The organism is Marinobacter sp. (assembly GCF_048259445.1).
Lineage (GTDB): Bacteria > Pseudomonadota > Gammaproteobacteria > Pseudomonadales > Oleiphilaceae > Marinobacter.
Genome location: NZ_JBLXHQ010000040.1, coordinates 1 through 19,006, shown reverse-complemented (window position 1 = coordinate 19,006; position 19,006 = coordinate 1). Strand labels below are relative to the sequence as shown.

Below are 19,006 nucleotides of genomic sequence, written 5' to 3'. Positions count from 1 at the left end.
GATTAAGGCTTCGGTATAAGCATTTTGGCGGGTCGCCAGGGTAGCCATGATGTCGTCCTCACTTTGCCGCAACGCTGCTTCTGAGGCCTGAAATGAAATTGCACCGTCATGGGCGTTGCTCGCCATACGTTCTTGCATTATGGATCCCTGCATGCCACCGATTGCGAGCAGCGAGATCAGGAGTAGCATCACGAGGGCGACAATTAGCGTTGCGCCTTGCTGTCGCTTGGGAAGTGGGTTGTGTCCGGGCGGTGTCACCGGTTTTTGACCTGCTTTCATTGCATTTTCCCTCTCATAGCCGTTGTGCTGACAGACACTAGCCGTGCACGTCGATCGCCGTTGTTGGCTTGTGAGACTTCACTGCCGAGCATGTCGAAGTTTCGGTTGTTTATTTCCTCAAGGACTTCACCCTGGCTTCGAGTCAGAACCGAGAACCGAATGCTCGCGACTGAATCCCAGTCGGCCACCTGATTTGCCGGGAGGTAAGTGTCTGCAGCAGGCGTACCATTAGTATCGACGCCGTACAGAATCTGGAGTGTCTCGACACCTGATACCAGTTCTTGAGGCGTCTCGAGGGGCGTCATAAGCCTACGGAACAATGCAGGCTCCCCATTCGTTCCCTGGCCAATGTAATAGGCCATTGCCGTGAATTCGTAAACTCGAGTATCAGAGTCGTAGGTCAGGCCGAAATCGTTGCTGGTGTTGCCCGGGCTGCTGCCTCCGCTGACCGTGATCGTTTGCGCAGTCGCATTGTCGCTTTTCTGGAACAGTTCTCCCTCAGAGCAGTCTCCTCTTGTAGCAAGAACTACTCTGCCCGCGTTCACTCCTGAAGCGGCCCCCAGGTTAATGACGTTGGTGCCGGTTTGTGGGTTGGCTGCGTTTACGGAAACGCCGATTGGTGTTAACGAATTGACGATAACTACATCGGAGTTGGTTACCACTGAGCCGGCGAGGCTGGCAGGGAGAGCTGCGCCGGCCGTACCTGACTCCCACTTACCTGCGATGGGGGTTGCCAGAGTGCCTGCTAACGTAACGCTATCGCCGGGCCCGGTCGTGTCGTACTCCCACCCCTGGACGGCCTGAGTCAGAGGCACCGTCAATACGCCGTTCAACCGGTTATCGACGACCTGATCAAGTGGACGCCCCATTTCGGCCAGACATCCGAAACTGCCGGCAGAGCGGAAGTCAGGTGTCAGGACTGCGGAGACAAACCTGGAGCTTTCCTGAGCGTGAGCCAGTCCCTGGGTCTGACGATAGGTTTCGTTACCGCTGAGATAAATTTGAGTAACGCCGAGAGTCAGTAGAAGGCCTAGCGCCAGTGCGATTATTAGTTCAACCAATGACAGCCCCGATTGGCCAGGCACGCAACCGAGAAAAGTATGACGAGAGAATGATTTGGGCGTTGGCATGATCAAATCTGCGTCCTCACAACTACCGGGTTCATGGATTGGTCGTTCTGATCCCAATCGATCGTAACTGTGACCGTATTGCCGTTTACAGCAACAGTTCGCTCAGCTGCTGGCAGCAAACACGAGAGGTTGTTTTCCCACGCTGCGATGTCGTTTGCAGCTACAGATGCGTTGGCGGGAACGAACGAGGTGTCGCACGCACCATTGTCGGCCCCTTGCGCGTCATCGTCGGCCAAAGCATAGGCGCCTGGGTTGTCGGAGTTGGCTCTTATTCGATCCAAAAGATCTTCAGCGAGCAGAACGGCCTGGCTCCGGTTTTGCGACTGGGAGTTCATTTGCAGGGAAACCACTTGAGTTGAAGCGATACCGAGTATGCCAATACCAAGGACGAGTACCGTAACGAGAACTTCGATCAGGCCGAGCCCGGATTGTCGCGCGAGAGCAACAGTATTGTTTCGCCGTTTAATGTTCAGTGGAATCGTATGGATCACGGGCATACTCCGTTATCAATCTCAGTCCGCCCAACCGGGCTCACACGAACCTCTCTGGCAGAGGTATCGCCGCTGGTGCAACCATTCGGAAAGACTACAAAGGTCTGGGCTGTTTGTGGAACAAGAAAACCTCGCCGGTCAAAGACCAGATCGCCTGAGGTTTCGGTAAAAGCTAGATTGCCCGGTGACTCGAAGCCCCGTATCTGGTCATTGGCGCAGTCTCCGCTAGTATCTCCGGCGTGAACGCACCAGCCGCTTGCCAGGCCACCGTCGGTGCTGAGAGTAACATTTGTCCCACGCTTGATTGCTTCTGTTCTAGCGAGCTTGATGGAAGACACCAAAAGATTGGTGCCAGTTACCAGCCTGTTGCCCTCGATCAACCTTCCAAATCCCGGAACTGCCACCGTTGCAATGATAGCGAGAATCACCATTGTTATGAGCAACTCGATCAGTGTGAAACCTGCGGACTTCTTCAACATGAAATACCCTGTAGGAAAGCCTGAGGGTATTAAATCAAAGGTGCCTTTGATACGCACCGGGTATGCGATAAACGGTAGAAGATCGGGAATAAACGGTCGCAAAAAGTTGCCAATGTGAAGAAGGTCACGTCAGATGCCTCTCGATAGGGCACCTGCCGTGACCTTTTCGTTCAGGTTTTCGGGCAGGTTAACTTGGTACCCCAAGGAAGCTTGATGGCGCCATCTCCATCGTCGTCATGCAAGCGCCGCAAACGGCCGCCAATGTTGAGCGCAAGGTAGCTCATTTCGATAGAGCCGTCGCCTGCATGTGAGCAGGCGACCAGGCTTCCCATAGTGCCGTGGCTCATGCCGTTGGGAGAAAGCTGGAAATACCCCCTGCCGGCGGTTCTGGAGTAAAGCCTGGAATGGCCGTTGGCGAGGTTGAAAATCTGATGGACTCTGGCGCCATCCGGACGCTTATCGTTATTTACGTCAGGAAATACAGACACTGGGCTGTTCCAGTTATCCGTGCATTCCAGCGCTACAGATAGAGGGCAAATCGTTGTGAGAGTTCGTTGGTTGATGGCATAGGAGCGAGCCAGCGCGAACATCCGGAACGCGTCGTTAACAACGTTGGTATGGCGGTTAGACGTAATTAAAGACGTCCAGGAGGTACTTGCAATGCCTGCCAGAATGGCAATGAGTGTTAGCGTGACCACGAGCTCAATCAGGGTGAAGCCCTGAGAAGTTTTCCGGGAGTGCATAGTTCAACATCCATGTCGATTAGTGTGATTTCATGTTCGCCCCACATCCTGTAGGGAAATCAGTGTCAAGTGTAGAAGTAAAGTGTTCCGTTAGTACAGATCAATATCGCTATTTGCCATACTGATCACTCCATCCCCAACTTCTTCAACCGATACCGCAACGCTCGAAAACTAATCCCCAGTCTCTTCGCCGCTGCCGTTTTATTCCAACGGGTCGCCTCAAGCGCCTTTTCAATAGCCTGCCGCTCGATCGATTCCAGATAGCCCTCCAGATCAATATCACCCTCTGGTACCAGAGCCGGGCTGGCGTCTGAGCCAGCACTACCGCTGCTATTGTGTGTTCCGGCGCCCAGGCCATTTCCAAGATGCAGGTCGGATGCGCTTATTGTCTCAGCGTCACACAGCGTAAAGGCACGCTCGAGAATATTTTCCAGCTCCCGTACGTTACCCGGGAATTCATGATCTTTCAGTCGGTCAATCGCGTCCTGAGTCAGTGTTGCCGCATCGCATTCGTATTCCCGGGCGATGCGTTCAAGTATGTGATTCGCCAGCAGTGCGATATCGTCTTTGCGATCTCGCAGGGGAGGTACGGCCAATTCGATCACATTGATCCGGTAAAACAGATCCTGTCGGAAGTTGCCTTCCTGAACCAGTTCTGCCAGATTTTTGTGGGTCGCACTGAGTAATCTTATGTCGACGGGCAGTTCTTTGCTGTCACCTACTGGGCGCACCGCTTTCTCCTGAATGGCGCGCAGAAGCTTTACCTGCATTGCGAGGGGCAGGTCGGCCACTTCGTCCAGAAACAGCGTTCCGCCGTCGGCTGAGCGAAATAGCCCTTCCTTATTTTCGACGGCCCCCGTAAAGCTGCCTTTCTTGTGCCCGAAGAATTCACTTTCCATCAGTTCTGAAGGAATCGCGCCGCAGTTTACGGCAACGAAGGGCTTGTTACTGCGAGGGCCCTGCAAGTGGATCATCCGTGCCACTAGCTCTTTACCGCTACCAGACTCGCCACTGATAAAGACAGGCGCCTGGCTTCTGGCAAGTTTGCGGGTCTGGTTGCGTAGCTTTTTGATTTGCGCCGAGTTGCCGAGCAGAAGGCCTGGCTCATCCGTGGCGTCATCAATTGCAGGGCCGGGCTCTGAAAGCATGAGTGCGCTGTTCACGAGTTCACGGAGCCGGGAAAGCTCGACCGGCTTGGAAACAAAATCAAATGCGCCGGCTTTCAGGGATTCAATTGCGGTGTCCATGCTGCCATAGGCTGTGATGACGGCAACGGGCATGTCCGGCCGGTGTTGTTGGATCCACTGCACCAGTTCAATGCCGTTACCGTCTGGCAGGTTCATGTCGGTCAGGCAAAGCTGCGGAGTGTTCTGCTCCATCAGTTTGAAGGCACTGGCAAGGTCCGGAGCGGTCAGGGTTTTAATGCCCATGCGTGTCAGGGTAATTTCGAGAAGGTCCCGAATGTCGGGTTCGTCGTCAACAATCAGCGCTGTGTGAGTGGTCATCTTTTTCTGTCAGTTCCGTTTTTTGTCAGTTCCATCTATCTCGGTTCTATCTATCTCGGTTCCACATCAAATCATCCGCCCCGGATGAGCAAAGGTAATGCGGAAACAGCAGCCGGGTTGGTCGTCTTCCACGAGGGACAAATGGGCGAGGTTAGACTCGCACAGTTCTCTTGCCAGATAAAGCCCGAGGCCCGTGCCGCCTTTATCGGTGGTGTAAAAGGGCTCGAAAATCAGGTGGCTTGAGCCCGGGGCCACACCCGGGCCAAAATCTCTCACGTCCAGGTATGCACGCTCGCCATCTGCCGTGGCGCCAGCCGTCAACTCAACTTTACGTTCCCCGGTCTGCTGAAAACTGTAGCGCAGGCCGTTATCACACAGGTTCACCAGCACCTGTTCGATCTGGCTTTTGTCAAAACGTGCCTCCGGCATATTCGTGAGGATGTTTAATGCTATATCGGTGGCAGGTATGGCATTTTGCTGGGTCTGGAGAAAATCTGCTCTGAATTCCTTCAGCCAGCTACTCAGATCAACCAGATCGGCATGGGCCGATTTGCGCCGGGAAAGGCTGAGCACGTTTTCGATGATGCCGTTCGCACGCCGGGAATGGCGCCGGATAATGCTCAGCATTTGCTGATCTCCGGTGTCGAGGTGAGGCGATTCTTCCATCAGTTGCGCTGCATGGCTGATGGCCCCGAGGGGATTGCGTATTTCATGGGCAATCCCGGCCGTAAGCCGGCCAAGTGATGCCAGTTTCATCTGCTGGGCCTGTTGCGTCACTTTGCTCATGTCTTCGATAAACACCAGAATATGGTCTCCGCGCTCCTGATCAAGCTGGGTGAAATTGACTTGCAGGAGCGGCGAGGTGGGCGCTGACTGGAACGGTTCTGTGCGTCTTGCTGGATTTTTAAGCCATGCTTCCAAACCTGACCTGAGAGGGCCTGGAAGGGTTTTGGGCCGAGCTGAGTGCGCGCCTTTATCGATTGGAATACCAAACAGGAGTTCTTCTGCGGCCGCGTTCGCGAGGCGGATCTGGCCAAACCGGTCGAGCACCAGAATGCCGGTGCGCATGCGCTGAATAATCTGTTGATTGATCTGCTCAAGCTCCGCAATACTTTGCGCGCGGCTGCTGGCCAGTGCTTCACTGCGCATCATTCGTCTCGAAATGTTTTGCAGGACAAATGCGGTGGCGAAATACAGTATGCCAAGGGAGCCGGCACGCACGATGTCATCGGCCGGCCCGTCAAGCGTCAATACCGCCCAGCCTGAAATGCTGAGTGAGCAGATGGCTGCAAGTGCAGCATAAAAAGTGCCCATGCGACTGGGGTTAAGAATGTTGCCGGCGGCTACCGAGACGATTACCAGATTGGCCAGCCCGTTGGTGATGCCGGTGCTGGCAAACAGCAGCCCGTGCATGATCAGGATATCCAGCAGTATGGATAAAGTGACGTGGCGCTGCCCCGGTTGAAACCCGGCAAGCATGGTCAGCCCAATAAAGCTGTTCAGCGCCAGATAGCCCGCAACGCCAAACTGGTAGTAATCCAGTAGCCGGAATCGCACGTCGAAATTAACGGGATCAACAAACAGCAGTGCGAACAGCACCAGGCTGATCACGACACGATAGTGATTGTAGATGCGGAACAGCTTTGCTTGCTGAAAGCCGGAAGTTCTTTTGCCGGTACTGACTGCTGATACCGTATCTGTCGCCATGGTTTTCGGGAATCCGTTGTTGAGCGGAAGAAATCAAAGTCTGTGCAGGGTTATAATAGCCTTTTCGCGGCAATGAGTTACAGGAGCCAATCTATGTCTGTTTCCGGGAGCACCCTGCTTTCCAATACATCCCACCGCAAGTTGCGGGTGGTGATGGCGCAGATGGATTTTCTGGTGGGGGATATTCCCGGTAACACCGGGCTGATTATCGATGCTGTTGAACGTGCCTGCTCCGAACATGAAGCCGATATCGTCGTTTTCCCGGAGCTATGTATTACCGGATATCCGCCGGAGGATTTGTTGCTGCGCCCCAGTATGGATCTCAGAGTGAGTGAGGCGCTGGAACGTTTGCAAAACGCGGAGCTGGGTGCAGCGATCGTCATCGGTGCACCTCTCCGGAGTGATGGCCTGCTATACAACGCGGCGGTGGTGATTGAAAACGGCAAAATCACCGGGCGCTATTTCAAGCGCTTCCCGCCCAATTACCAGGTGTTTGACGAGAAGCGCTATTTTGCGGAAGGCTCGGGCGCCATGGTGCTCGAGATCTGCGGCGTGCCGGTGGGCCTCACGGTTTGCGAAGATATCTGGTCAGACGGCCCGATAGAGGACTCTGCGGTCGCAGGTGCGCGCCTTATTATTAATCTGAACGCATCACCCTACGACATCGGCAAGCAGGAACGGAGAAAGGCGCTGCTTGAGCGCAAGGCTCGTGAGAACCGGGTGCGCATCATTTATGTAAATCTGGTGGGGGCTCAGGATGAACTGGTGTTCGATGGCGGTTCTATGGTTTATGACCACTCGGGCACGCTAGCGGTGGAAGTGCCTCAATTCATTGAGGGCCTGTTCCCGGTAGATTTCCTGTGTGACCTTCATTGCCAGCCGACCTCCCAGTCATTGCCTGCCGCGCCTTCGCTGGATGCAAACGTCTATAACGCGCTTGTGACCGGCGTGCGCGACTATGTAAATAAAAACGGTTTCAAATCGGTAGTGCTTGGGCTTTCCGGTGGAATAGATTCTGCTCTTACTCTGGCAGTAGCAGTGGATGCCCTGGGGCCAGAGCGTGTCCGCGCTGTGATGATGCCGTTCAGGTATACCTCCGGCATCAGCCTTGAAGATGCAGAAGCTCAGGCATTGGCGATGGGCGTTCAGTACGATGTTTACTCCATAGAGCCTATGTACGAATCTTTTATGGCGACGCTTGCGGTGCCATTTGAGGGCACGACTCCTGACACTACTGAGGAAAACCTGCAGGCACGCATCCGCGGCGTTGTGCTTATGTCGCTTTCCAACAAGTTTGGCTCGCTGGTGCTCACAACCGGCAATAAAAGCGAGCTGGCGGTAGGGTATTCCACGCTATATGGCGATATGGCCGGTGGTTTCGACGTGCTCAAAGACGTGCCCAAAACGCTGGTTTTTCGTCTCGCCTGGTATCGCAATTCCTTGTCGCCGGTAATTCCTGAGCGGGTCATCACGCGTCCACCATCAGCGGAGTTGGCCCCGGATCAGAAAGATGAAGACAGTCTTCCCGGCTATGATGTGCTGGATGAGATTCTGAATCTCTACGTTGAGCGGGATTTCAGTGCCGATGCAATTATAGCGGAGGGTTTTGACAAGGCCGACGTAAGCCGTGTCATCCGTCTGGTGGATATCAATGAATATAAGCGCCGGCAAGCACCGATCGGTGTCCGGATCACAGAGCGCGGTTTTGGAAAGGATCGCCGCTATCCCATTACCAGTGGCTGGAAAAGCGGCAATTAACGAAGAGGTACGGGACTTCTTTCAGGTTATTCGTCGCCTATGAGCCCGAAGGTGACCACGCTGGAGAGTGAGCGGTTCTCACGCTTCATCAAGCTTGCCTGAAACTCACCGTCGCTGTTGAAGGCAGAGCTTTTCGGGAAATTCTGGCGAAGCAGCGCGATCGCATCCTGAGAGCCCTTTTTGAATTTCAGGAAGTCAAAGGTTTCTGCCAGAATAATCAGGGATTCTTCAACGGCTGGTGATGAGGGGAAGTTCTCGATGATGTAACGCGCTCTGGTGTTGGCGGCCACGTAGGCTTCCCGCTTGATGTAATAACGGGCAGCGTGGAGCTCCAGTTCCGCCATCCGGTTGCGAACTGCAATCATCCGCTGGCGGGCATCGGCCGCGTATACACTCTCCGGGTACCGGTTCAACAGTTCGCTGAAATCCCGGAACGCCTGTTGCTGTTCTCCGGCGTCGCGGGCAGATACATCAACCGGGAGATAACGTGCGGCCAGGCCTATATCGAGGTTGTAGGACGCGAGACCGCGCATATAAAGAGCATAATCAGAATGCTCACTCTGAGGGTTCAGGCGCAGGAAGCGGTCTGCTGCGGCCCGGGAGCCTTCAAGATCAAGATTCTGATAGCGGGCATAAATGAGATCAAGCTGCGCCTGTTCAGCGTAACGGCCGAAAGGATAGTAGGTTTCCAGGGCGTCAAGGTTCTGCTCGGACTCGTTGAAGTTGCCAGCGTTCATTGCCTGGCGGGCGTTGTCATAGTAGGTCTTTTCCGGCAACACTTCCTCCTGCTTGTTAGACGCGCAGGCACTGATCAGAACAACCAGTGTGGAAAGTAGCAGTAAACGAAAACCTGATCTCATGCCGGAATCCCGTATAATGTCGATAAATTCGAGTGCGTCATTGTAGCGGGGAACTCGCTTCATGTGCAGTATCACATGGAAGGCGCGCCCCGTTTGTTTCAAATTCTGACTGAAACGTAACACACACAGGCCCCGGGGGCTTAATGTCATCTGAAAACCGAATAACTGCCAGCTTTTCTGTACCGCCTGCGCTGAGTGACCGGCGCCTGGATCAGGCTGCGGCAGAACTCATGCCCGAGCACTCGCGTTCGCGCCTGCAATCCTGGATTCGCAGCGGCGCCTTAACGGTGAACGGAGAGGTTCGCAAGCCAAGAGATAAAGTGATGCTGAGTGACCGGCTGGAGCTCGATGCCGAGCCCGAGGCACAGGTAACCTGGCAGGCTGAAGCGATCAACCTGGATATCGTCTATGAAGACGAGCACCTGCTTGTCATTAACAAACCTGCCGGGCTGGTTGTGCACCCTGCAGCAGGGCATGCGGATGGCACGTTGGTAAATGCGCTTCTGAACTATGCTCCGGAGGTGGAGAACCTGCCCCGTGCCGGCATCGTTCACCGCCTTGATAAAGACACCTCAGGTATCATGGTGGTTGCTCGCAGCCTCATTGCTCACACGTCGCTGGTTGGCCAATTGCAGACCCGAACCATGGGGCGCGAGTATGAGGCCGTTGTTGTGGGTACTTTAACGGGGGGCGCCACAGTGGATGCGCCCATTGGCCGTCATCCCCATGAGCGCAAGAAAATGGGGGTAGTCAAAAGTGGCAAGCCTGCGGTAACCCACTATCGCCTGATTGAGCGTTTTGCGGCCCACACCCATGTGCGCTGCAAGCTGGAAAGCGGTCGCACACATCAGATCCGTGTGCACATGGCCCATGTAAAGCATCCGCTGGTGGGTGATCCCCTGTATGGAGGTCGGTTGCGACTGCCGAAAGGTACAACGGAAGAGTTGCGGTTAGTACTCTCTGCTTTTCACCGCCAGGCGCTGCACGCGCGCCAGCTCACGCTGGAGCATCCGGCCACGGGAGAGATTCTGAGCTGGGACGTGCCTTTGCCGGAGGATTTTATGGGGTTGCTCGCCGCTTTGCGCAAGCACGTCCAGGAACTGGAGAGTGATGAGTTCTGAAGCTGTCTCTGCGCTAACGCTTATCCGCCCGGATTGGTCCGCGCCTGCAAACATCCGCGCTGTATGCACAACCCGGGCGGGCGGTGTCAGCCAGCCTCCCTGGTCCAGCATGAATCTGGGAAGTCACGTGGGTGATGTTCCGGAGCACGTGCTGGAGAATCGTATAAGGTTGGCTGGCGCTTGCGACCTGCCGGCCGATGCCTTCGGATGGCTTAACCAGGTGCACGGAACTGGGGTCGTCAGCTTGCCTGCCGGAGCTTCGGCGGGTGTTCCGGAAGCTGATGCGAGCTTCACTCGAACGGTTGGTAGAGCCTGTACTATTCTCACTGCGGACTGTTTGCCCGTTATTCTTTGTGACGAAGATGGAACCACAGTGGCCGCTGCCCACGCCGGTTGGCGTAGTCTGTGTGGCGGAGTGCTGGAAAATCTGGTGGCCAGAATGGCGTTGCCGGGTAATACCCTGATGGCATGGCTTGGGCCGGCCATAGGCCCAAAGGCATTTGAAGTCGGCCCGGAAGTCAAAGCGGCTTTTGTGGCGCAAGATCCAGGGGCAGAGGTTGCTTTCAGCACAGTGGGTGCCCGGAATGGGCACTTTATGGCCGACATATACTGCATTGCCCGCCAACGACTTGAAGCGCTGGGTGTCAAAAATATCTCGGGTGGTAACTTTTGCACGGTTTCCGACAGCCAGAGATTCTATTCCTATCGCCGCGACGGCCAGACTGGCCGCATGGTAACAGCCATCTGGAAAATCTGAGGTGTGTCAATTTTCTGACAGTTGCCTTCTGAGTTGGCCTTGAACTTCCCCCGAATGCCCCTACATTAGTTCTCAATGAGCACGAAATGCGCAAAAAACTGACCGCATTTTCTGAACAAATCGGGGAAACAATTCCATGAGAATCGACAAGCTTACCAGCCTTCTGCAAACGGCTCTGGCCGACGCCCAGTCACTTGCCGTCGGCAAAGATCATAACTTTATCGAACCTCTGCATCTTATGCAGGCAATGCTGGATCAGCAGGGCAGCTCTATCAAACCGCTTCTGAAGCAAGCAGGTGCCGAGCCTGGCCGGGTGCGCCAGGCTGTCGCACAGGAAATCGAGAATTTGCCGGAAGTAAGTGGCAGCGCAGGCGATGTCTCCATGTCCAATGATATGGGGCGCCTGTTTAATATTGCAGACAAGCTGGCACAGAAGCGCAAAGACCAGTTTATCTCCAGCGAGCTGATGCTTTTGGCCGCCCTTGAGGATCGCGGCACGCTTGGTCGTGTGTTGCGTGAACAGGGAGTGGATAAGGCGGCGTTGGAAAGCGCTATTAACTCAGCGCGCGGTGGTGAAACTGTGGACGATGCCGGAGCCGAGGAAAACCGCCAGGCGCTGTCCAAGTACACCATTGACCTGACTGAGCGGGCAGAAGCTGGAAAACTCGACCCGGTTATTGGTCGTGATGACGAGATTCGTCGCACCATTCAGGTGTTGCAGCGCCGGCGCAAGAACAATCCGGTGCTGATTGGTGAACCCGGCGTGGGCAAAACTGCCATTGCGGAAGGTCTGGCCCAGCGGATTGTAAACGGCGAAGTGCCTGAAGGTCTGAAGAACAAGCGGGTTTTGTCCCTGGATATGGGTTCGCTTATTGCCGGTGCCAAGTTTCGGGGTGAGTTTGAAGAACGCCTGAAAGCGGTGCTGAACGAACTCGCCAAACAGGAAGGCCAGATTATCCTGTTCATCGATGAAATTCATACCGTGGTGGGTGCGGGTAAAGCGGAAGGCTCGATGGATGCGGGCAATATGCTCAAGCCGGCACTGGCCCGTGGTGAGTTGCATTGCGTGGGCGCCACCACGCTGAACGAATACCGGGAAAACATTGAGAAGGATGCCGCCCTGGAGCGTCGATTCCAGAAAGTGCTGGTGAACGAGCCGAATGAAGAAGACACCATCGCGATTCTGCGTGGTCTGAAAGAGCGTTATGAGGTGCATCACGGCGTAGAAGTCACCGACGGAGCAATCATTGCGGCTGCGAAGCTCTCTCAGCGCTACATTACTGATCGTCAGTTGCCTGATAAGGCCATTGACCTGATTGATGAGGCGGCCAGCCAGATTCGCATGGAAATGGACTCGAAACCGGAGCCGCTGGATCGGCTGGAGCGTCGTCTGATTCAGCTCAAAATTGAGCGGGAAGCACTGAAAAAAGAGACTGATGCGGCCTCGAAAAAACGGCTTGAAGAGCTTTCAGGTGTTATTCAGGGCGTGGAGCGGGAATACGCCGATCTGGAAGAGGTCTGGAACACAGAGAAAGCCGCTTTGCATGGCTCCCAGAAGATAAAGAGCCAGCTCGAGCAGGCGCGTATTGACCTTGAGACCGCCCGTCGCGCAGGTGATCTGGGCAAAATGTCTGAGCTGCAGTATGGCCGCATTCCGGAACTGGAGCGTCAGCTTGATATGGCAAGCCAGGCTGAAATGATGGAAATGAAGCTCCTGCGTAACCGGGTTACCGACGAGGAAATCGCGGAGGTGGTTTCCAAGTGGACCGGGATTCCGGTCTCCAGAATGATGGAAGGTGAGCGCGATAAACTGATGCGCATGGAAGATGAGCTGCACAAGCGGGTTATTGGCCAGAGCGAAGCAGTAGAAGCTGTGTCGAATGCCGTTCGCCGCTCGCGGTCGGGTCTCGCAGATCCGAACAGGCCTAACGGTTCATTTATGTTCCTTGGGCCAACCGGTGTGGGTAAGACCGAGCTGTGTAAAGCCCTGGCTTCGTTCCTGTTTGATACTGATGACGCCATGGTGCGCATCGATATGTCGGAGTTTATGGAGAAGCACTCTGTTGCACGCCTGATTGGCGCGCCTCCGGGTTATGTGGGTTACGAAGAAGGTGGATACCTCACCGAAGCCGTGCGCCGCCGCCCATATTCTGTGCTGTTGCTTGATGAAGTTGAAAAAGCGCATCCGGACGTATTCAACATACTTCTCCAGGTGCTTGATGATGGGCGCCTGACAGACGGCCAGGGCCGTACGGTCGATTTCCGTAATACGGTGATCGTCATGACGTCCAACCTGGGTTCGGACATTATTCAGCAGAAGGCCGGCGAAGAGAACTACGAGGCTATGAAGAACGCGGTTATGGAGGTAGTGGGAACACACTTCCGCCCTGAGTTCATAAACCGGGTAGACGAAGTGGTTGTATTCCATCCGCTGGCCGGAAGCCAGATTCATGGAATTGCGAAAATCCAGATAGAGGTTCTTGGCAAGCGCCTGCAAGATCAGGATATGAAGCTGGAGCTGGACGAAGCTGCTCTGGATCTGCTGGCGGAAGTCGGGTATGACCCGGTTTACGGTGCGCGGCCGCTCAAGCGTGCGATTCAGCGGATGATTGAAAATCCGTTGGCCCAGAGACTGTTGCAGGGTGACTTTGTTGCCGGTGATACAATCCTGGCCACTGTGGATGAAGGCAAGCTGGTATTCAAGAAGGCTTGATCGAAGTTAAAAAAAGGAGGCGGAGCTAAAGCTCCGCCTCCTTTTTTCTTGTCAATAATTCTGAAGCCGGTTACGGGTTTTCAGTTTCACAGTTTTCAGCAGCAATTTTTTCCAGTTTTTCGCGCTGTTCGGCGATTTCTTCCGGGCTCAGGTAGCGCATTTCTCCGTTTTCCTCGATACGGATCCGTGCGTTGCTGTCGATGACCTTAAGGTTCGCTTGAGCGCTTTCACAGTTGGCGGCACGTTGTTTTCGACGTGCGGCTTCAACTGCTGTTTCCTTTTCCCGGTCAGCTTCTTTCTGTTGCTGCTCTTGAAGCTCATCGAGCTGTTTTTGAGGGCTGGGGCGATTGGTTGTTCCGGACAATGTGCCAGAGCGGACATTAACCGTCTCGGATTTTGCGCCTACCGGCTGGCGGTCACCAAAATGGGTTATGCCGTTTTCATCCGTCCACTTGTACACCGAAGCGCTCATTGCCATACCGGGTACTACGGCCATTAATAGTGTCAATATCAGGGTTTTTCTGTTCATGGCTCTACTCGTGGTGTGTGCGCTGCTCCCGGGCAGGTCAGCAACCTGAATGTCCGGGCCCGTTATTCTGTTTTATATTTTCCCATGATGCCATTTGTGCGAAGCATTTTCTTCTGCCTGGTTCAAATCTACGCACCTGAGTTGCGGATAATTATGCCAGACCATTGGCCAGTATGGGCACAGAAAGCAAAAGAGGCTATTGACAGGGAGTTTCGCGCTGTCAGAATTACCGATTGCCTGAAGACTGGGGTTGATTCGGCCGGTAATCCCGTGCACGTATTCCCCGTTATTTACCACACTGAGCGTGCCGCGCATCTGTCGCGGAATGGGTGTTGCTTAGGTGCAACCCGTTGATTGGCCGTTCTCCGCAACCCTCAGGAGGGCGGCTGGCCAGGAGACAACCTCTTAATAAGGTGTGGAGCAGCCGGTTCCGCTTTCAAAAGAAGCAGGTAAGCCGTGAATCCAGGCAACCGGGCTTGTGCCCGGCTCATTCACTCGTAGAAGAGGGTAGAAAATCGTGGAGTTATTGTCTGGCGCCGATATGCTGATCCGTTCCCTGCAGGATGAAGGGATCGAGTACATATATGGCTATCCGGGTGGCGCAGCCCTTCATATTTATGATGCGTTGTTCAGGCAGGATAAGGTCAAGCACATTCTGGTAAGGCACGAGCAGGCGGCTGTGCACATGGCTGATGGCTATGCGCGCGTCACCGGGCAGCCGGGAACCGTGCTTGTTACCTCTGGCCCTGGAGCTACCAACACCATCACTGGTATCGCGACCGCGTTCATGGATTCCATTCCCATGGTGGTTCTGTGTGGCCAGGTAGCGTCTACCCTGATCGGCGAAGATGCCTTTCAGGAAACGGACATGATTGGTGTGTCCCGGCCGGTGGTTAAGCACAATCTCAGTGTGCGTCATCCCTCAGAGATTCCGGGGATTATCCGTAAGGCGTATTACATTGCGTCGACCGGACGTCCCGGGCCCGTTGTTGTGGATATCCCCAAAGATATGACCGCGCCGAATGAGCGCTTTGAATACGCTTACCCGAAAAAGGTCAAGCTGCGCTCCTACAACCCGGCAATACGCGGGCACGCTGGCCAGATCAAAAAGGCGGTAGACATGATGCTGGCTGCACGCCGGCCAATCATATATGCCGGTGGCGGTGTTATTCTCGGCAAAGCTTCCGGGCAGCTCACAGAGCTGGTGCGCAAGCTGGGTTTCCCTATTACAAACACTCTGATGGGGATTGGCTGTTATCCGGCCAGTGACAAGCAGCATATTGGCTGGCTTGGTATGCACGGGACCTACGAAGCCAATATGGCGATGCACCATTCGGATCTTATTCTGGCCGTTGGTGCCCGATTTGACGACCGCGTAACCAATGCAACAGAGAAGTTCTGCCCCGGTGCCCGGATCATTCATATCGACATTGATCCTGCCTCCATTTCCAAGACAATCGATGCCGACGTTCCCATCGTCGGGCCAGTTGATGCGGTTCTCAAAGAAATGCTCGCGCTGGTTAAAGAGAGTAAGGAAAAGCCCGATGCTGAGGCGCTTGTTTCCTGGTGGAAGCAGATCGACGAATGGCGCGCGTTCCACGGAATGCGTTATGAAACCAGCCCGGACGTTATAAAGCCCCAGGAAGTGGTCGAAATGCTGCATCGTCTCACCAATGGAGACGCGTTTGTCACCACCGACGTGGGGCAGCACCAGATGTTTGCAGCTCAGTACTACAAGTTCGACAAGCCTAACCGTTGGATCAACTCTGGTGGTCTCGGCACCATGGGCTTTGGCCTGCCGGCGGCTATGGGCGTCAAGCTCACCCATCCGGAGGACGAAGTGCTCTGCATTACTGGTGAGGGCAGTATCCAGATGAATATTCAGGAGCTGTCTACCTGTAACCAGTACAAGCTGCCGGTAAAGATCATCAACCTGAATAATCAGGCCCTGGGTATGGTGAAGCAGTGGCAGGACATGAACTACGAGTCCCGGCACTCTCACTCTTACATGGAGTCATTGCCGGACTTCATCAAGCTGGCCGAAGCCTATGGTCACGTGGGTATTCGAATCGATAAGAAAGAAGATCTGGAGCCGAAGTTGAAAGAGGCTCTGGCCATGAAGGATAGATTGGTCTTTGTGGATATTCAGGTGGATCGCTTCGAACATGTGTATCCGATGCAAGTGGCTCGTGGCTGTATGAAGGATATGTGGCTCAGCAAGACGGAGAGGGTGTGATCATGCGTCGAATCATTTCTGTTTTGCTTGAAAATGAGCCAGGCGCCCTGTCTCGTGTAGTTGGTCTGTTTTCACAACGGAACTACAACATTGAAACATTGACCGTTGCGCCTACCGAAGATGAAACCCTTTCCCGGCTTACGGTGACAACGTCTGGCTCGGACCGGGTTATTGAGCAGATTACCAAGCAGCTCAACAAACTCGTTGAGGTGGTCAAGCTGGTTGATCTGACTGAGGGGCCACATATCGAGCGCGAGCTGATGTTGGTCAAGCTGAAGGCAACAGGTCCTCAGCGTGCGGAAATCAAGCGCACCGTGGATATTTTTCGTGGCCAGATTGTTGACGTTACCAGCTCGGTCTATACCGTTCAGTTAGCGGGTGACAGTGACAAGCTTGATGGCTTTATTCAGGCTATCGGTACGTCGGGTGTGCTCGAAGTAGTGCGCTCGGGCGTTTCCGGAATCGCCAGGGGCGAGAAGGTGCTGAGCCTTTAAGCTGTTTCATATATTACGAACGTTCTGGTCTCTCGAAAGGCCATCACAAATCACAGAGGTTAATCATGCAGGTTTATTACGATAAGGATTGCGATCTTTCCATCATTCAGGGCAAAAAAGTTGCCATCATCGGTTTTGGCTCACAGGGCCACGCTCATGCGTGCAACCTGAAAGAGTCCGGTGTTGATGTGACAGTCGGTCTGCGTCCTGGTTCTTCTTCTATTGCCAAAGCAGAGGCCTATGGGCTGAAGACCAGTGATGTGCCATCTGCGGTTGCTGCCGCTGACGTGGTCATGGTTCTGACTCCGGATGAATTCCAGTCTCAGCTGTACAAGGCCGAAATCGAGCCTAACCTGAAGCAGGGCGCTACTCTTGCCTTTGCTCACGGCTTCGCAATCCATTACAACCAGATTGTTCCGCGCAAAGATCTGGATGTTGTCATGATTGCCCCCAAAGCTCCGGGCCATACTGTTCGCACCGAGTTTGCAAATGGCGGCGGTATTCCTGATCTGATTGCGATCTTCCAGGACGCTTCAGGCAACGCCAAGAATCTTTCGCTGTCTTATGCCAGCGGTATCGGCGGTGGACGTACCGGTATCATTGAGACGACCTTCAAGGACGAAACTGAAACCGATCTGTTCGGCGAGCAGGCAGTTCTGTGTGGCGGTGCGGTTGAGCTTGTAAAAGCTGGCTTTGAGACGCTCACCGAGGCAGGCTATGCTCCGGAAATGGCGTACTTTGAGTGCCTGCACGAGCTGAAGCTTATTGTAGACCTTATGTACGAAGGCGGTATCGCCAACATGAACTACTCCATCTCCAACAACGCAGAGTATGGCGAGTATGTGACCGGCCCGGAGATTATCAACGAGCAGTCCCGTGAAGCCATGCGTAACGCGCTTAAGCGTATCCAGAGTGGCGAATACGCGAAGATGTTCATCTCCGAGGGTGCTCTGAACTACCCATCCATGACTGCGCGTCGCCGTCAGAATGCCGCACATGAGATTGAAGTGACCGGTGAGAAACTTCGCGGAATGATGCCGTGGATCTCTGCCAACAAGATCGTGGATAAGGATAAAAACTAAGCGGAGTTCCGCCTGGTTTAACGAAACGCGGCCCGGGTGGCCGCGTTTTTCGTATATACTTCGCCCAAATGCTTTCCGGAGTAATGGGAATGACTGAAGAAAGAAAAGATACCAAATCGGGCTCCCCGGCCAATGAGCCGGAGCTTTCATCCAGCGCCACGGCAGAATGCGACATCGAGCCTGGCGAGGTGGTAGAAGAAGAGCTGGTTGAAGGTGCGCCGGTGCGCAGGAAGGGGATATACCTTCTGCCCAACGCGCTTACAACTGCATCATTGTTTTCCGGCTTCTATGCCATTGTGTCTGCTGCTGGCGGCGTTTTTGACAATGCAGCGATTGCGATTTTTGTTTCCATGATTCTGGATGGGCTTGATGGGCGTGTTGCCCGCATGACCAACACCCAGAGCAAATTCGGTGAAGAGTACGACAGCCTCGCAGACATGGTTGCATTTGGTGTCGCGCCAGGATTTGTCGCATTTTTCTGGTCGTTGAACGGGCTGGATAAAATCGGCTGGGCGATCACCTTTATATATGTTGCAGGTGCAGCGTTGCGACTCGCCCGATTCAATACTCAGATCGGCTCCGTGGATAAAAAGTTTTTTGTCGGTCTGCCCAGTCCAGCTGCTGCGGCATGTGTCGCCGGCCTGGTATGGTGTTTTCAGGCGTTCGAATCTTCGGCCTGGTTAACCTTCCTGACAGTTATTGTTGTCGGCGGGGCGGGTGTTCTGATGGTAAGTAACGTGCTGTATCGAAGTTTTAAAGATCTTGATCTCCGCGGTCGCGTGCCTTTCGCTGCGATTCTGCTGGTGGTTCTGATTTTTGTAGTGATAGCGTTGGATCCGGCTACGGTACTCTTCACCGGCTTTTTGATTTATGCGTTGTCCGGGCCTGTTCGTTGGCTGCTGCGCGGCAAGCCGCGTCGGTCAGCGGGCGCCGATAAGTAAAACGGCCTGGCGTGACGTTGGGTGAAGTAGTGCAGTTTTTGAGCGGTTTTCTCCTTGTTTTGGTGGTTTTATAGGTGGAAACCGAAGCTCTTTACGATTATTTGAAAATGGCCGTTGACAGATCTGCGTGTGTCTGTAGAATGCGCATCTCCTTCGAGGGACACAGCGTTTAGGCGGGGTG

17 protein-coding genes are annotated in these 19,006 nt (G+C 54.3%); 8 read left to right on the top strand and 9 right to left on the bottom strand.

Annotated features, from left to right (window positions below):
- The 7 genes from ACN0RL_RS18865 to ACN0RL_RS18835 form a co-directional block, all read right to left on the bottom strand.
- Window positions 1–279 (bottom strand): pilus assembly PilX family protein (locus tag ACN0RL_RS18865; protein ID WP_417519644.1); only part of this gene is annotated, 279 nt, incomplete at its 3' end.
- Window positions 276–1,409: a PilW family protein gene (locus ACN0RL_RS18860; protein ID WP_417519642.1), complete on the bottom strand. Its 1,134-nt coding sequence runs from the start codon at window positions 1,407–1,409 to the stop codon at window positions 276–278. The genes ACN0RL_RS18865 and ACN0RL_RS18860, both read right to left, overlap by 4 nt.
- 2 nt (window positions 1,410–1,411) lie before the next feature.
- Window positions 1,412–1,900, bottom strand: a complete 489-nt coding sequence (gene pilV, locus ACN0RL_RS18855) for a type IV pilus modification protein PilV (RefSeq protein ID WP_417519640.1) — start codon at window positions 1,898–1,900, stop codon at window positions 1,412–1,414.
- Window positions 1,897–2,379, bottom strand: coding sequence for a GspH/FimT family pseudopilin (locus ACN0RL_RS18850; RefSeq protein ID WP_417519638.1), 483 nt, complete (start codon window positions 2,377–2,379; stop codon window positions 1,897–1,899). Before ACN0RL_RS18850 ends, pilV begins: the two co-directional genes overlap by 4 nt.
- A 170-nt stretch (window positions 2,380–2,549) precedes the next feature.
- The gene (locus tag ACN0RL_RS18845) at window positions 2,550–3,122 is read right to left on the bottom strand and encodes a GspH/FimT family pseudopilin (protein ID WP_417519636.1); all 573 of its coding nucleotides are present in this window, start codon (window positions 3,120–3,122) and stop codon (window positions 2,550–2,552) included.
- Window positions 3,123–3,247: 125 nt separating this feature from the next.
- Window positions 3,248–4,627, bottom strand: a complete 1,380-nt coding sequence (locus ACN0RL_RS18840) for a sigma-54-dependent transcriptional regulator (protein ID WP_417519634.1) — start codon at window positions 4,625–4,627, stop codon at window positions 3,248–3,250.
- Window positions 4,628–4,693: 66 nt separating this feature from the next.
- Window positions 4,694–6,334, bottom strand: coding sequence for a sensor histidine kinase (locus tag ACN0RL_RS18835; RefSeq protein WP_417519632.1), 1,641 nt, complete (start codon window positions 6,332–6,334; stop codon window positions 4,694–4,696).
- A 93-nt stretch (window positions 6,335–6,427) separates the two neighbouring features.
- Here ACN0RL_RS18835 and ACN0RL_RS18830 point away from each other — a divergent pair, with 93 nt between their 5' ends.
- Window positions 6,428–8,092, top strand: coding sequence for an NAD+ synthase (locus ACN0RL_RS18830; RefSeq protein WP_417519630.1), 1,665 nt, complete (start codon window positions 6,428–6,430; stop codon window positions 8,090–8,092).
- Between the two features lie 26 nt (window positions 8,093–8,118).
- On the opposite strand, the gene ACN0RL_RS18825 is transcribed toward ACN0RL_RS18830, so the two are convergent.
- On the bottom strand, window positions 8,119–8,952 hold the full coding sequence (locus ACN0RL_RS18825) for an outer membrane protein assembly factor BamD (RefSeq protein ID WP_417519648.1): 834 nt from the start codon (window positions 8,950–8,952) through the stop codon (window positions 8,119–8,121).
- A gap of 143 nt (window positions 8,953–9,095) precedes the next feature.
- Here ACN0RL_RS18825 and rluD point away from each other — a divergent pair, with 143 nt between their 5' ends.
- The 3 genes from rluD to clpB all read left to right on the top strand — a co-directional run bounded on the left by rluD (window position 9,096) and on the right by clpB (window position 13,543).
- Window positions 9,096–10,073: a 23S rRNA pseudouridine(1911/1915/1917) synthase RluD gene (gene rluD, locus ACN0RL_RS18820; protein WP_417519628.1), complete on the top strand. Its 978-nt coding sequence runs from the start codon at window positions 9,096–9,098 to the stop codon at window positions 10,071–10,073.
- Window positions 10,063–10,830 carry a peptidoglycan editing factor PgeF gene (pgeF, locus tag ACN0RL_RS18815; RefSeq protein ID WP_417519626.1) on the top strand — a complete coding sequence of 256 codons (768 nt, stop codon included), beginning with the start codon at window positions 10,063–10,065 and terminating at the stop codon, window positions 10,828–10,830. The genes rluD and pgeF overlap by 11 nt, the downstream gene beginning before the upstream one ends.
- 136 nt (window positions 10,831–10,966) lie before the next feature.
- Entirely contained in the window at window positions 10,967–13,543 is a 2,577-nt protein-coding gene (clpB, locus tag ACN0RL_RS18810; protein WP_417519624.1) for an ATP-dependent chaperone ClpB, read from the top strand.
- A gap of 70 nt (window positions 13,544–13,613) precedes the next feature.
- On the opposite strand, the gene ACN0RL_RS18805 is transcribed toward clpB, so the two are convergent.
- Window positions 13,614–14,072 (bottom strand): DUF4124 domain-containing protein, encoded by a 459-nt coding sequence (locus ACN0RL_RS18805; protein ID WP_417519622.1) that lies wholly within the window; start codon window positions 14,070–14,072, stop codon window positions 13,614–13,616.
- A 517-nt stretch (window positions 14,073–14,589) separates the two neighbouring features.
- Here ACN0RL_RS18805 and ACN0RL_RS18800 point away from each other — a divergent pair.
- From ACN0RL_RS18800 to pssA, 4 genes are all read left to right on the top strand, one after another.
- Complete coding sequence (locus ACN0RL_RS18800) at window positions 14,590–16,308, top strand: acetolactate synthase 3 large subunit (protein WP_417519620.1); 1,719 nt, start codon at window positions 14,590–14,592, stop codon at window positions 16,306–16,308.
- Between the two features lie 2 nt (window positions 16,309–16,310).
- A complete protein-coding gene (gene ilvN, locus ACN0RL_RS18795; RefSeq protein ID WP_417519618.1) occupies window positions 16,311–16,802 on the top strand; it encodes an acetolactate synthase small subunit in 492 nt (163 codons plus the stop codon).
- Between the two features lie 8 nt (window positions 16,803–16,810).
- On the top strand, window positions 16,811–17,884 hold the full coding sequence (gene ilvC, locus ACN0RL_RS18790) for a ketol-acid reductoisomerase (protein ID WP_417519646.1): 1,074 nt from the start codon (window positions 16,811–16,813) through the stop codon (window positions 17,882–17,884).
- An 89-nt stretch (window positions 17,885–17,973) separates the two neighbouring features.
- Window positions 17,974–18,825, top strand: coding sequence for a CDP-diacylglycerol--serine O-phosphatidyltransferase (pssA, locus tag ACN0RL_RS18785; RefSeq protein ID WP_417519616.1), 852 nt, complete (start codon window positions 17,974–17,976; stop codon window positions 18,823–18,825).
- Window positions 18,826–19,006: the final 181 nt, after the last annotated feature.